The sequence below is a fragment of the Parageobacillus sp. G301 genome (assembly GCF_030268025.1).
GTDB classification, from domain to species: Bacteria; Bacillota; Bacilli; order Bacillales; family Anoxybacillaceae; genus Parageobacillus_B; species Parageobacillus_B toebii.
This window is the reverse complement of the sequence record NZ_BSDB01000001.1, coordinates 196,619-208,963: the sequence shown is the minus strand read 5'-3', so window position 1 is coordinate 208,963 and position 12,345 is coordinate 196,619. Positions and strand designations below refer to the sequence as shown.

The 12,345-nt window shown below is 35.6% G+C and carries 17 protein-coding genes; 3 read left to right on the top strand and 14 right to left on the bottom strand.

Going from position 1 to position 12,345, the window contains the following annotated elements:
- Nucleotides 1–9: 9 nt before the first annotated feature.
- Nucleotides 10–399, bottom strand: a complete 390-nt coding sequence (locus tag QSJ37_RS01115) for a hypothetical protein (protein ID WP_285752903.1) — start codon at nucleotides 397–399, stop codon at nucleotides 10–12.
- Nucleotides 400–629: 230 nt separating this feature from the next.
- Nucleotides 630–2,621 carry a hypothetical protein gene (locus tag QSJ37_RS01110; protein ID WP_285752902.1) on the bottom strand — a complete coding sequence of 664 codons (1,992 nt, stop codon included), beginning with the start codon at nucleotides 2,619–2,621 and terminating at the stop codon, nucleotides 630–632.
- A 113-nt stretch (nucleotides 2,622–2,734) separates the two neighbouring features.
- On the opposite strand from QSJ37_RS01110, the gene QSJ37_RS01105 reads away from it, so the two are divergent.
- Together QSJ37_RS01105 and QSJ37_RS01100 are read left to right on the top strand one after the other, a co-directional pair.
- Entirely contained in the window at nucleotides 2,735–3,037 is a 303-nt protein-coding gene (locus tag QSJ37_RS01105; protein WP_062898797.1) for a hypothetical protein, read from the top strand.
- A gap of 73 nt (nucleotides 3,038–3,110) precedes the next feature.
- Nucleotides 3,111–3,584, top strand: coding sequence for a ParB N-terminal domain-containing protein (locus QSJ37_RS01100; protein WP_062898798.1), 474 nt, complete (start codon nucleotides 3,111–3,113; stop codon nucleotides 3,582–3,584).
- A gap of 109 nt (nucleotides 3,585–3,693) precedes the next feature.
- On the opposite strand, the gene QSJ37_RS01095 is transcribed toward QSJ37_RS01100, so the two are convergent.
- The 11 genes from QSJ37_RS01095 to QSJ37_RS01045 all read right to left on the bottom strand — a co-directional run bounded on the left by QSJ37_RS01095 (nucleotide 3,694) and on the right by QSJ37_RS01045 (nucleotide 11,634).
- Nucleotides 3,694–3,891, bottom strand: a complete 198-nt coding sequence (locus tag QSJ37_RS01095) for a hypothetical protein (RefSeq protein WP_285752896.1) — start codon at nucleotides 3,889–3,891, stop codon at nucleotides 3,694–3,696.
- Between the two features lie 222 nt (nucleotides 3,892–4,113).
- Nucleotides 4,114–5,010: a hypothetical protein gene (locus QSJ37_RS01090; protein WP_285752894.1), complete on the bottom strand. Its 897-nt coding sequence runs from the start codon at nucleotides 5,008–5,010 to the stop codon at nucleotides 4,114–4,116.
- Nucleotides 5,007–5,147 (bottom strand): hypothetical protein, encoded by a 141-nt coding sequence (locus QSJ37_RS01085; RefSeq protein ID WP_285752892.1) that lies wholly within the window; start codon nucleotides 5,145–5,147, stop codon nucleotides 5,007–5,009. Before QSJ37_RS01085 ends, QSJ37_RS01090 begins: the two co-directional genes overlap by 4 nt.
- An 18-nt stretch (nucleotides 5,148–5,165) precedes the next feature.
- Nucleotides 5,166–5,705, bottom strand: coding sequence for a hypothetical protein (locus QSJ37_RS01080; RefSeq protein WP_285752890.1), 540 nt, complete (start codon nucleotides 5,703–5,705; stop codon nucleotides 5,166–5,168).
- 110 nt (nucleotides 5,706–5,815) lie between these two features.
- Nucleotides 5,816–6,499, bottom strand: coding sequence for a helix-turn-helix domain-containing protein (locus QSJ37_RS01075; RefSeq protein WP_285752888.1), 684 nt, complete (start codon nucleotides 6,497–6,499; stop codon nucleotides 5,816–5,818).
- Between the two features lie 213 nt (nucleotides 6,500–6,712).
- Nucleotides 6,713–7,741, bottom strand: a complete 1,029-nt coding sequence (locus QSJ37_RS01070) for a hypothetical protein (protein ID WP_285752886.1) — start codon at nucleotides 7,739–7,741, stop codon at nucleotides 6,713–6,715.
- A 168-nt stretch (nucleotides 7,742–7,909) separates the two neighbouring features.
- A complete protein-coding gene (locus QSJ37_RS01065; protein WP_285752884.1) occupies nucleotides 7,910–8,092 on the bottom strand; it encodes a hypothetical protein in 183 nt (60 codons plus the stop codon).
- The gene (locus QSJ37_RS01060) at nucleotides 8,089–9,108 is read right to left on the bottom strand and encodes a tyrosine-type recombinase/integrase (protein WP_285752882.1); all 1,020 of its coding nucleotides are present in this window, start codon (nucleotides 9,106–9,108) and stop codon (nucleotides 8,089–8,091) included. The genes QSJ37_RS01065 and QSJ37_RS01060 overlap by 4 nt, the downstream gene beginning before the upstream one ends.
- Before the next feature lie 87 nt (nucleotides 9,109–9,195).
- A complete protein-coding gene (locus QSJ37_RS01055) occupies nucleotides 9,196–10,041 on the bottom strand; it encodes a M15 family metallopeptidase (protein WP_285752880.1) in 846 nt (281 codons plus the stop codon).
- Between the two features lie 164 nt (nucleotides 10,042–10,205).
- Nucleotides 10,206–10,913: a purine-nucleoside phosphorylase gene (gene deoD, locus QSJ37_RS01050; protein ID WP_285752878.1), complete on the bottom strand. Its 708-nt coding sequence runs from the start codon at nucleotides 10,911–10,913 to the stop codon at nucleotides 10,206–10,208.
- Nucleotides 10,914–11,232: 319 nt separating this feature from the next.
- Nucleotides 11,233–11,634 (bottom strand): hypothetical protein, encoded by a 402-nt coding sequence (locus QSJ37_RS01045; protein WP_285754715.1) that lies wholly within the window; start codon nucleotides 11,632–11,634, stop codon nucleotides 11,233–11,235.
- A 270-nt stretch (nucleotides 11,635–11,904) separates the two neighbouring features.
- Here QSJ37_RS01045 and QSJ37_RS01040 point away from each other — a divergent pair, with 270 nt between their 5' ends.
- Nucleotides 11,905–12,063, top strand: coding sequence for a hypothetical protein (locus tag QSJ37_RS01040; RefSeq protein ID WP_285752876.1), 159 nt, complete (start codon nucleotides 11,905–11,907; stop codon nucleotides 12,061–12,063).
- A 73-nt stretch (nucleotides 12,064–12,136) separates the two neighbouring features.
- Here the strand turns inward: QSJ37_RS01040 and QSJ37_RS01035 are convergent, their stop codons facing one another.
- On the bottom strand, nucleotides 12,137–12,295 hold the full coding sequence (locus QSJ37_RS01035) for a hypothetical protein (protein ID WP_285752874.1): 159 nt from the start codon (nucleotides 12,293–12,295) through the stop codon (nucleotides 12,137–12,139).
- Between the last annotated feature and the right edge of the window lie 50 nt (nucleotides 12,296–12,345).

Below are 12,345 nucleotides of genomic sequence, written 5' to 3'. Positions count from 1 at the left end.
ATGCAAGGCCTAAAAGTAAATGCTTGGGTTTTTAAAATCACTATTTGTATAAATTCTCAAGTAATAAATAAATCCGATTAGGCAAACAAATTGCAAAATATAGGAATAAGGTAATGGTATTTTGACATTTTTAATTTTTTCAATCATATTCTTAACAAGATAGTTTTTTAAATCTGATTCCTTATAAAACGCTTCGAAACCGTACGCACCAAGAAAAATCAATGAAACAAACAAGACATTTCGAATAATCTTTGTTAAATCAATATCCATCAAAAAGCTCGGTATCTGATAAAAGTGGTATACACCCAATTGATATAAATAAGTTATTGCATATCCAAGACCTGAAAAAATAAATACAAGAATAGTGGGATCGATTTTTTTGGTAATTTTCTCAAACATTAGTTTTCCTCCAATCTGTATCAAGATTGTGGGGGTGCTACCTAACCATCTTCTACAACTTTTGTTCCGTTCCTTGCGTCACTCCACAAAAGTTGTAGAACCTGCCGATGCACCACCCCCACACCCCCTCACATCGGCAATTATTAACTTTAAGAATTAATCCAGAAACCCATTTACTGCAAATGATTTACATGCAATTTATTAAAAGTGAATCATTTTTTTATATAGAATTATATATAGAAATTTGATTCACTTTTTTCTGATACATTTTCAAAAACACCATCATCAACTAACATGAAATATTTGTATCCATTATTTTTGAGAATGATTTTTATATTAAACTTTGAAAATATGGTTATAATTTCTGTTTTATGCTGATCCCAATTTCTATTTATAAAATTTTTAAAAGGTTGCCCTCCTACTTTTCTTGCTGTAAACTCTCTATTCGGCTCACCCCGTAAATACTCATATACCCGTTCAGCCCACTCGTAACATCTTTCCTTGAATTTTTCATTCTGTTGCAATGGAACTTCAATAATATTTTCGTTTGGCATATGGAAAATTTCTTGTAGCAGCTTGTTTGTTTTTGGTTTATTATGATATAACGTAACTGTTACTTTTGTGTCCGAATTAATGTTTCGGATGCTTGTTCTATGTATAATTTGCGAAAGATCGGCTTTCAGTTGCTGTTCAAATAGCCTTTGTAATCTTGAATCAACAAACCATTGTTCTTTGTAGAGTTTCTGTTCTTCTTTATCTGTCACATCACGAACTAATCGTAAATCAATATCTGTTCCATATAGTGCAATAGCTTGTAATTTATATTGTTGCGGTGGTAGTACAGGTAAATTTAAAAGGGCTATGTGATTGTATTCGTTTAAATCATTTTTTCCTGTAAGATTGCGTATGTTGATGGCTAATTGGTCATTTTCATTGATTTTCTCTTTGAAAAACCGTTCATATTGTTCAGATGTAATGGCACCGGATTGTATGTAAAAATTCGTATCTTCTTTGGATGGAATAGGCAAAACGTCTATTCCGTCTTTTCTTTTCGATATGATATCAGATGCGATTTTTTCTTTGATTTCCTTATCTTTATTGTTTCTTGCTGAACTTGAAGTATTAATTTTGCACCATTCAATTGTAAGCCGATCTTTGTAATTGTGATAATTTTTAACCTCTACAACGTCATATCCTCCATGACGATAAACTTCATTTGTATGTATTGCCGTTCCATCAAGGACGAGTATGTTTCCAAAATCGCTATAATCTATGTATTTTGAGCAAAGGATAACTGTTTTCTTACCATTCCGATCAATTGCCCCAACATCATCTTCAAACAGTAATCGCTTGAACCATTTGAATTTATTTAAATGCTCTATTTCTACACCATGAGTATTAAGTGAGTCTAAAATATATCGTAAGACGTTTTCAGTATCTGTCCCTTCGTATTTGCGGATTAGTTTTTTCGTTGTTTTGCCGACTGAATGGAGTAGTTCGTAGTTAATTAATTCGTTGATGAGCCCCCTTCCTTTCGCTTTGTAAAAGGAGATCAGTTTTCCGTTGTCGGTGTTTTCTGCAAGCGCATCGAACCAATCCACCGAGTTATTTTCAGATGAGATATCAAATACTGCCGTGTCAAACAAAATAGGCATTTCGTCTGCAATAATGGTTCTAGGTATGTATTTATGCTTCAGTTTTATGTCTGACGGTAATCTACCCCAATATGCTTTTTGTGCATATTTAGTGAAGAGTTCGCGATTTCCGAAATCTAATGCAAGATCCCTAAAACGTTGCTGTGTAATACAGAGCATTTGATACTCTTGAATCACGGGTTTGACGGTATGTATATTTTCATCATCGACCGCAAGAATGGTCTTTGGAATATCGGTATATGTATAGATGTTCTGAACAAAAGCGTTCATCGTATCGCCATTATTAAATACCAGTAAGAACGGATGTTTTTGATACGCATCTGTAATATTCATCTTTATGATCGTTTGTAAAGCTGTCGTTTTTCCTTGTCCGGGTGGTGAATTAAGCACCCGTTTTATGTATTTCATTTCGGATTCAGGATGTTTCTGTAAGTATGTATAGATTGCTTGAGATTGTTGCACAAAATCGTATATATAATTAAATGTTTCAAGAAACGCTTCTGGATGCAAATGATTGAATTGATTCGGGTCAATATAAGTCTTTAAATCTTCTAGTTTAAATGTCATGTAATTCCTCCCTTATTTTTGGTTAAAATTCAGTTTTAATTTAATAATTTATAATACTATTCAACCTCTTAACAACATATTGTTTAGTGAAATTCATTTAAGGAGGTCAAAAGATGAGATTAAATGATAAGTTTACTATTGAAGATATGAAAGATTTCCAAGAAAGACTAAATAAACTCCAAATAAGTGCTACTCATTGGGATATTCGGTCTAATGCTAGTGAAACAGAATTAGAACTTTTGGATACTATTGACCATTTATGTAGAGTTTCGAATATGCTTTGTGTGATAATCGAGCAAGAATTAAAGGGTCACATTGTGACTGCTCAACCGCATAGATATACAAATGTAAAACTGTCAATCGCTGAAGCTAGTTTAAAAAACTACTTAAAATACAAAAACATTACACTTGCTTGATTAATTTGTTAAGAAGCTCTTTTAGGGCTTCTTTTAAACGTTAATACTGCAAAGCAAAGGGTTGTGATATATTATGAAAATTGATTACACTGGATGGAATTTTTTTGAAGAATTAATCAAACCGTATAATAATCAGTACTTTTATTACAATTATGGAATTTGTCTAGTTGAGGTAAAAGATATCATTGGTTTAAGTTATAAAGGAGTTCTCGATCAAGAGAAACTGCTTCGGTTACACGAATCAATAAAGAAAAATGGATATCAATTTAGAAATTATAGCGATTTACATTTAGTGAGATTTCCAAATGGTAAATATTCTGTTTGCATGGGTGGCAACCATAGACCTTATTTAGCAAAGAAACTTGGAATTAGGCATATAAAAGCAAACGTTGACATTTTAATTCCTAAAGAAATGCTAAGCGAAGAGCAATTACAAATATGTAATGACATTGAAATTGATGACCTTTCAAATCCGAAACTAAAGCAAATCTGTAAGGAGTTAAGACTTTTACCAAATCAACAACCTTTGAAAATAAATATCCGATAAATTTTGTAAAAGTATCGTGTTTTTATGTTGTATTTTGAGGGTGAAGCACCTTTTCACCCTCAAATAGTCAAATATAGTTAAGGTCAAAGTATGTATATTCTTAATCAGCTTATGTATTCTTTTTAGGTCTGCCACTTCTCTTTTTCTTTATTGGCTGTTGATTCGCTTTATGTATGAGATCGTCAATAGTGAGCAATTTCTTCTCTTGTTGCGGCCTTTTGAAATGCTCTGGATGCTGAAGAGGTGTTTTCATGTCCTTCCAGTTATTAAAGAAATCTTTGATCGATTTCTCCCAATACGTTCGCATTACATTCCCCCTTTTTTAAAATTTATTGTTGACACCTTCATGTTCATGCTGTATCATATAGTTAGAATCAAAATTAATTTATAATACCCTTATTATGCAATTCTGAAGACATGAAGGTGTCAATCCAATCTTAACATATTTTTCATGTACAGGTCAATAGTTTCTTATAAATTTTTTAATAATTTTTTAGATTAAAAGATACGTTTGAGGAACGTGTCTTTTTTATTTTTTCACAAGGCGTAATCTCGGTTTCATGCGTTCGAGTTTTATTGGTTGCAGGTATTCATCATATGTCGCTTTGTACATTGGCAATTTTCCCTCAAAGATTTCATCTATCTTATCCAGCATTCGCTGTCTCAATTTTGGATCACGGTCTTTTGCAATCATCACTGAATCGAATATCATTTCCCCAAATATATCGTTCCATTCATCTTCAATTTTGTCTACAAAAACAGCATCTAAAAATGTATCACGGTCAATACGTTCTGGAAGATTGCGAATAGTTTCTTGACTGCGTTTTGAACGGTCAAGGTTGAGAAGACTCAAGAATTCGTTCTTTGAAATAGTCGCATCGCCAATGAACATATATTCGAGATATTTACGAAAATCAATTGTACCAAGTTCAATCGTTAGCGCTTCAAGTACTTGATAATGGAGATCGTGAAGCGTTTCGAGTGCTCGCATAGTGCGTTTATTTTTCTTCTGCTTCGCTTTAATACATTCGATAAGTGTTTTCAATTCCCCGAGATCGTCAATCAGCTTAGCACGCAATCGTTTAAACTGTCTATGTAGCTTCTTATATTGCGGCCATATGCGTTTCAAATACACAATGACGTTGAAGATTGAGTATGAATCGGCATTTTCAGCATAATATCGAACCATGTGCCATTTTTCTTCTCGACCTTCCATCACCATTTCTAACATTTCCTTAAATGTTTCCGGTGACATTTCCTTTTTGTTCATCATGAGAAGGTATGTCATCATTTTTTCGTAAATGGTTTGCTCGTAGAAAATAAGATCACGAGTTGCATTCATGACATGCTGATGAAAGTTTGTGATGTCCTGTTTAATGTTTGATTCGATTGTATATAGCTCATTTTTTAGCTGAATTGCGTTCATTTACATTCCCCCGTTTTCTTATTTTTTCGTTTATACTCATCAATTAGTGTTTGTCCATCATCGCAGCATAAAAATTCAATGTATTCGTCAATATAATCCCAAGCGGTTAAAAATTGATCGTTATAGAAATAAAACAATTGTTAAACCTCCCTTTTTTATTTTGCCCATCCAATTAGATTTGGCGAAACGTATAAACCAATTTGATTTAAGCTTTCTTTGTACATGTCTTTTAGAGCATTCAAAGTTTTAATTTCAACTAATGTATGCTCGTCATCGTCATTTACTATATGCATTATGATTTTATTATCTTCATTAATTTCGAAAGAACCCATGCCATCCTCAAGGTCAAACCACACTGTTTTACCTTGATTTAATAATTTAATAAATTCAGCAAATGAATTTATATAGTCTTTTTCGATTTCAAATTCACAATCGCATTCTTCATCTACTGGTTCATATATTTCAGTTATTTCGTTGTTTTTAATAATACTTTCCCAGCCATCTTCATCGATAAATCTTCCATTCCAGCTTTTCGTTTTATTGTCATAAGACCCAAAAAACTCACCCGAAAACACTTGAGGGAAATTGAAAAATTCATTCTCATTATTGTTAATTTCATTTCTCAAAAACTCAATGACTTCATCTGGTGACATAAATAATTTACCGCATGAAATATAAGCTTGTTTTCCTCTCATTTTAAATTCCTCCTTAGATTAATTATTTTTTTAACCGAAAATCAGACATACGACAACTACCGCCCCACGCTCACACAATCAATCACACCACCTCCTTAAAGTAAAATGAATTATTCAATTTTAGATGTGATCGGGAAAACGATGTTATGCTTTTTAAGCAACATTCTCATATCATTGATGAGTTCATCAGATACATTCACTCTAGGCTTTCCCCATACAAAAAACAATTCAAGTAGCAATTGTAGTACTTCAATATGTTTGTCACTTTTCTTTTTGAACAATTTATTAACCCGTTCTAAAACTTCTGTGTAAGCTGAACCATCTAATAATTTCCAAAACTCATCAAGTTCATCATCATTATCATTAGTTTCAAACTGCTCAAATAAAAGTTTTTCTGTCTCTAATAGCACAATTTCTTTGTTTCTTCTGTAATTTAATTTCCAGAGAATATCATGATAAGGATTGTAAAATTCTTCAACTTCATAGTATTCTCCAGTTTCTCTGTCATATTGAGGTATCGTTACTATTTCTCCTTCTTCTTTAGCAAGTTTTCGATAATAAGCAATCTGAACATCAACCATTTCCACTCTGTTTAGTTCTTTTTGAAAAAAGTCTTCTGGTAGCCCGAATAATTTAGACAACTTTTCTAAATTGGCCTTAGATATTTTTCTTCGTGGTTTGCCGTCTTTAATACTAACCCAACTTTGTACATACTGTGGTGTTACTCCGATTTCTTTAGCAATGTCCGTATATGACATATTGAAAACTCTAGCGATATACTCAAGTCCTAACATCCTAATCACAACCTTGTTTAAATTTAAACAACCTTGCAAAATTAATATACCATAACTGTTTAAATTTAAACAAGTACTTTTCGAAAAATTTTTTATAAAATTTTCAAGGAACAAGACCGCCTTATTTTGTCCTATAACGAACGGAAATGACGAAGGGATGAGAATACCCCACCACCTAGAACCCAATACAGTGGAAATATGAGCGTCTGAGGGCTATTCACGATACTTTGCCAGCCGTTCTCGTAGCTGTTGGATTTCTTCATCGCTATATACTTCTTTTTCAGTCTGTTGACATGATTGCTCGAATTGCTTCTGATGTTCCTCGAACCAATCAGGTAGCATTTCACGTCTGACAATAATTTGTTTCGTTTTGAATGACTGGCGTGAGTGATATAGCTGCTCGAATTGATTCGAGGCAATAGAGTACGCTAGAGCGCAAATTTCGTCTGATTGTATTTGTCCTTTAGCTTTCACAAAATAATCCTTTAATGCTGTAAATGTAATAATCGCAACTCTTTTCCGATCAGCATGAGTAATGATGTCACCGAATTTCTGGATTGCTTTTCGGAAAGCAAGTGTCACACGGTTCCAAGCTGATTTTATTGTTTCAGCATTGAAAAGGCCGGAAGCGATTCTGTTTACTTCTTTGCAAACGAATTTGACAAATGTCCCTTTTTTAGAATGATTAACATTTAAATGATTATTATTTTTATTAATCTGTAAATCTGGTGAAGTATTAGGTAAGGACAAATTTTGCTCGTCTGAACCCTCTATTTTTCTAGCATTTTGGACACTTTTAGCTTGGACATGTGCTTGGTCACACTCATGCCAAAAAAATAATGTCTGCCAATATTTTTCGTAATAAGGATGGGCTGTAAAGAAAATGACAGCTTTCCCTCGACCGTTCTGCTTCGTACTAGAACGCCACAACCGTCTTAAGACTCTTTTTTGTTCGAGCAAAAGCAAGTAACGCCGTACGGTTCTTGAATCAATATCATATCGTTCCCCGACATGCTGTGAGCCAGCATATACAAATCCACGTTCAATTGATAAGAAGCAAAGATATTCAAGGGCAGATTTCGTCTCCTGTTTCATGCGAAGCCACTTTTCGCCGATGGCTTGAATGATGGATTGGAGCATGTCCATTTTGATACGATTACGATCTGTTTCACTTGTGACGGCTGGGCGGTATTGGAGTATTTGTTTGAATTGATGGTGTTCGATGATGGTGTGTTTGCGCATTTTTTGTCTATCCTCCTATCGAATATATGTTCGATAGGATAGACACATTGAAATAAGCGTACACTTGCCTATTTTTTTAAAATGGTGTATGCTTTAAGTACCCGATTAGTTTTTAATGTGTCTATCCTAACTGGGAGTGATGTTGCCGCATCACTCCCGATTTTTTTATTATTGTGCAAACGATAGTGCTTCAAATGCTGTTTCGAGATCACGTTTCATTTCACTGAGAATAGATGTATCCTTTCCTGTTTCGCTTGCGATACGAATATCACGATTGATGTTTTGTAATTGCCCCCAAACAGCTGCTTTTAATGTTGCAATTTCTTTTTCAGTGAGTTTTACCGTTTTCATTTGACTACCCCTTTTCTTTTGATTTTTCTCTTCTCTTTTTCCTCAATTAAATTCAAAGGCGAAAACTGCTGATGTTGTTCCCGAATGGTTGAATCAAGAACGTGAGCATATCGTGATGTTACAGCTAGATCACTATGCCCTAAAATTTTTTGAAGCACCCTTATGGAACCGTTCTGTCTCAAAAACATCTCTGATGCAGAGTGTCTAAATAAATGTGGATGAACTCTTTTTTTAATTCCTGCACGCTTTGCGTACCTATAAAGATTTTTTCGAAATGTATTAGCGTCAAGTGGTGTTCCTGTGTTAGTAAGAAACACATATTCACTATCAAATTCCTCTATTTCGTCATACCATTCTTGAAGTAGCTTTACTGTTTTCTTAGAGATCGGTACAATTCGAGTTTTCCTGTTTTTGGTGTTTTTGAATGTTATACATTGGTGTTCAAAATCAACGTCATTCCAAGTGAGTGATAAAATTTCTCCAATACGTCCGAACGTATCTAAAAGCACATGAATCATTACATATGTGCGAAATTCTGCGTATAACTTTAAATCCAACGAACGTAATAACCTCGATATTTCCTGCGGTGCAAGTGTTTCGATTTTCTTTTCAGAATCTTTAATTCGTTTGATGTTTTGGAAAATATTTTCTTCAACAATGTTTTCGTCTTTTAAAACTCTAAAAACCCCTTTAGCAAAATTGAGGTACATATTAGCGGTGTTGACTGAAACACCTTTTTTCTTATTTTTCCATGTAGGCTGATTAAGATATTGAGTTTTTTCGTTGAGTTGCCAATACATGAAATTCCTTGCATCATCAACTGTGAGAGTTTTTATGTTCGTCTTTTCCCCGAAAAATCGGTCAAAATCGTTAAAAACTTTTTCGTAATTTCTTAACGTTGATTCCGTGCAGCCTTCAAGTTTTTTTACTTTCAATACAAAATTTCGGGCATCGTCAATGGTGAAAGGTTTATCAGAATATTTGTGAGTATATTTTTTCGTTTTTGTTTTGGACAAAATAAAAACACCTCCTTCCATGTTTTACAACATGAAAGAAGGCGTAAATTTGGTCTTGGTTATATCTCGCCTTTTTGCAATTTCTCCTTACATTTTCCTTACGATTTTAAAATACTCTTCTAACGTAATTTGTCTTTCAAACATCACTTTTGCTGCTTTTGTGCCGACATACCGAAGATGCCACGGCTCATATTGGTATCCCGTAATCGCTTCTTTTCCTTTTGGGTAGCGGATAATAAATCCGTACTCATGCGCATGCAGGGCGACCCATTTTCCTTCTTTCGTTTCTCCAAAAGCAGTCGTCAATTTGTATCCAACACTTTGACTTGTTATATCCATTGCCAATCCAGTTTGGTGTTCGCTCTGTCCTGGCAGTGCGACCGCATGAATCGCCCTCTCTTTTCCTTTTTCTTTTACTTCTTCCGCAAATATCATTTTCTGGCGCTCATATGAACGATATCCAGATACAGCTACAAGCTGGATTCCTTCTTTACGAGCAGCGGCAAATAACGCTTCGAGCGCTTTCGCTGCCTCGGCGCGCATATACCGCTTGTCCACATTTTTTTCGGCAAACGAAAACGGAACGCGCGGTGCAACTAAATCATTCGGCTTATATGCAGCTGGCAGCGATTGTTCTTTATTTACAAGCGCTAATATATTACTTGGGTTCATAACCACTTTCTGTCCGTTTTGCACTTCAACAATATTCCAATATTCCGGTTCTAACAATAGATCCGGATCTATCGCTTCACGATCTTTAGAATCAGCCGGTTTTTTTGGCGTTTCATTTTCTTTCTTTTCATGATGAGTGATTATATGTTTATTCGTTTTATCTGATGCTTTTTCATGTTCCCCTGAAAAATCATTCCATTGACTGCATCCGCTAAATAAAAAAAGCAATACAAAAATCATCCATCGAAACAGCTGTTTCATTATTTCACCTTTTCCTAATCTATACACGACAGAAAGCCCACGTTCTAGCATATCCCGTTTCGCTATATTTGGCACCACTTCATCGCAATGACTGTTAGAAGCGGCTATAATTAAATGCGAATGACAATGAAATATGATAGCCGCGCGTTGAACTTAAACATCTATTATCCAACACGGATCGCCGTTTCTAGCGCCACTTCAATCATGTCGTTAAACGTGGTTTGCCGTTCTTGGGCTGTTGTTTCTTCTCCTGTTAAAATATGGTCACTTACCGTTAGTACAGAAAGCGCTTTTCGACCAAATTTTGCCGCTAACGTATATAGCGCCGCCGTTTCCATTTCGACAGCCAAAACGCCGTAACGCGCCCATGTTTCCCAGTCCGGTTGGTCATTATAAAACATATCAGCGGTAAAGACGTTGCCAACTTTTAACTTCAGCCCTTTTTCGGCACCGACTTCATAAGCAGTCCGCAACAAATCAAAGTGCGCTGTCGGCGCATAATCCCGCCCGCGGAAAGTCAAACGGTTCATATTCGAATCCGTTGATGCGCTCATCGCTAAAATGACATCACGAACGTTCACATCTTTTTGAATTGCTCCACATGTTCCGACGCGAATTAATGTTTGTACACCATAGCTTTGGATTAACTCATTGACATAAATAGAAATTGAAGGAACTCCCATTCCCGTTCCTTGCACGGAAATGCGATGGCCTTTATATGTACCAGTAAAGCCAAGCATGCCGCGCACTCGGTTGTAACATGCCGCTCCTTCTAAAAACGTTTCCGCGATATATTGGGCGCGAAGCGGATCACCCGGCAGCAAAATTTTATCGGCAATTTCTCCTTGTTTTGCTTCGATATGAATGCTCAAGCGGTATACCTCCTTCATTCATCCTATCTTCTTTGGCACCACGTTTTATGCCCTTTTTATCATATCACACAATCAGTGTGATGTGTAAAAAATAATCGCTACGGGCATACTGAGTATACCCCTTGGCAACATTCATGGCACTTTTGCTGTATACATTCGTCTCAACTTTCGAAAGGAGGCATCACGCGGATGAAAAAGAAATTGGAACAAGCAGTGGAATATGCGAATAAAACAAATCCATCATCCCGTTCGAATAATCAACCATCTACTTCGAAAAAAGAAAAAACAAAGTTTTAAGGGAGGGATATTCTCCCTTTGTTTATGACGTCTTCGAGTGATAATCATCCCGACGGCGCGCTAAATATTTTTCATTAATATACAATACTTTTTTATCTTTGCTCGGTGTATATTTTTTCTCCCGTTCTTTTCGTTTGCAAACAAACCAACAGCCGAGTATATACATAGGGAGAAATAATTCTATTGCTCCTGCATAAACGTACAAAAACTGTTTTGTCCATGTCATTTTTGGCAAATGCACATCAATATCGCTAAACATATAATAGGAAGTTGCCACAATCAACCCTGCAATAAGCACGTTCATCACATGTAAAAAAGGAATGTCTTTCCAACGAAAAAATATTCGCTCTATTTGTTCTTTGACAAATAACAAAACGGCTGCAGATATCACGCAAAGCAACAAGGAAACAAGAAGCGCGGCCATCATCGTTTCCCCTTCCCCATCATCATTCAACTGAAAAATTTTTGCGAATGAACCGTTTTTAACTGTACAAACTAACATTGAACCTCTGCACGAGGAAAGTCTCAGATTTTAATTTTTCCTACACCTGTGTGCAGGCACTTGCTCTTGTTCCACAAGTAACATTGAGTGTTTAACGCCTGTCGGATCGGTTCAAAACCGTTTTCCACTTCACCTGATCGTTCCAGTCACAGGATTTCCTAGCTATATGCAATAAGAAGGAGGAAGCTGTTTATGGGTAAAAAACACCGTAACCGCATCAACGGTCAAAAAAAGAATAACCATATCCCAAAAGAAGCGTTGATTGCCGAGAATGCCGCTCATGCGAAAGAATTCTCTGCCGCGGGAGGCAGAAAAAACGGGCCGGGTCATCATGACAACCCGGATTCATAACAATGCAATCAATGATAAAAACTGTTTTTATATGAAAAAATAATCTAGAAACCCTTGTGTAACACAAGGGTTTCTATGTGGAAGGATCTACTTCATCAAATGATAAAGCAACTACTTTTGTATATTCCCCCTGGGCAATCTCTTCTTTTGTCGCTTTTTCATTAAGCTCCTCTTCATCATCCATTCCCGGCGCTAGTTTCGGAAACTCGCGGCTATTCTCTTTTCGCTCCAAGTGATCGCCTCCCTTCCTTTATTATCCATACCCGAAATTTACGTAAACTA

What these genes read in the sequence shown, in the direction of transcription:
- QSJ37_RS01100 (WP_062898798.1), top strand. Translation starts at nt 3,111, where the DNA reads ATGAAAATTGATTACACTGGATGGAATTTTTTTGAAGAATTAATCAAA.
- QSJ37_RS01095 (WP_285752896.1), bottom strand. Translation starts at nt 3,891, where the DNA reads ATGCGAACGTATTGGGAGAAATCGATCAAAGATTTCTTTAATAACTGG.
- QSJ37_RS01110 (WP_285752902.1), bottom strand. Translation starts at nt 2,621, where the DNA reads ATGACATTTAAACTAGAAGATTTAAAGACTTATATTGACCCGAATCAA.
- QSJ37_RS01080 (WP_285752890.1), bottom strand. Translation starts at nt 5,705, where the DNA reads ATGAGAGGAAAACAAGCTTATATTTCATGCGGTAAATTATTTATGTCA.
- QSJ37_RS01105 (WP_062898797.1), top strand. Translation starts at nt 2,735, where the DNA reads ATGAGATTAAATGATAAGTTTACTATTGAAGATATGAAAGATTTCCAA.
- QSJ37_RS01055 (WP_285752880.1), bottom strand. Translation starts at nt 10,041, where the DNA reads ATGAAACAGCTGTTTCGATGGATGATTTTTGTATTGCTTTTTTTATTT.
- QSJ37_RS01045 (WP_285754715.1), bottom strand. Translation starts at nt 11,634, where the DNA reads ATGGCCGCGCTTCTTGTTTCCTTGTTGCTTTGCGTGATATCTGCAGCC.
- QSJ37_RS01075 (WP_285752888.1), bottom strand. Translation starts at nt 6,499, where the DNA reads ATGTTAGGACTTGAGTATATCGCTAGAGTTTTCAATATGTCATATACG.
- QSJ37_RS01090 (WP_285752894.1), bottom strand. Translation starts at nt 5,010, where the DNA reads ATGAACGCAATTCAGCTAAAAAATGAGCTATATACAATCGAATCAAAC.
- QSJ37_RS01115 (WP_285752903.1), bottom strand. Translation starts at nt 399, where the DNA reads ATGTTTGAGAAAATTACCAAAAAAATCGATCCCACTATTCTTGTATTT.
- QSJ37_RS01070 (WP_285752886.1), bottom strand. Translation starts at nt 7,741, where the DNA reads ATGCGCAAACACACCATCATCGAACACCATCAATTCAAACAAATACTC.
- QSJ37_RS01040 (WP_285752876.1), top strand. Translation starts at nt 11,905, where the DNA reads ATGGGTAAAAAACACCGTAACCGCATCAACGGTCAAAAAAAGAATAAC.
- QSJ37_RS01065 (WP_285752884.1), bottom strand. Translation starts at nt 8,092, where the DNA reads ATGAAAACGGTAAAACTCACTGAAAAAGAAATTGCAACATTAAAAGCA.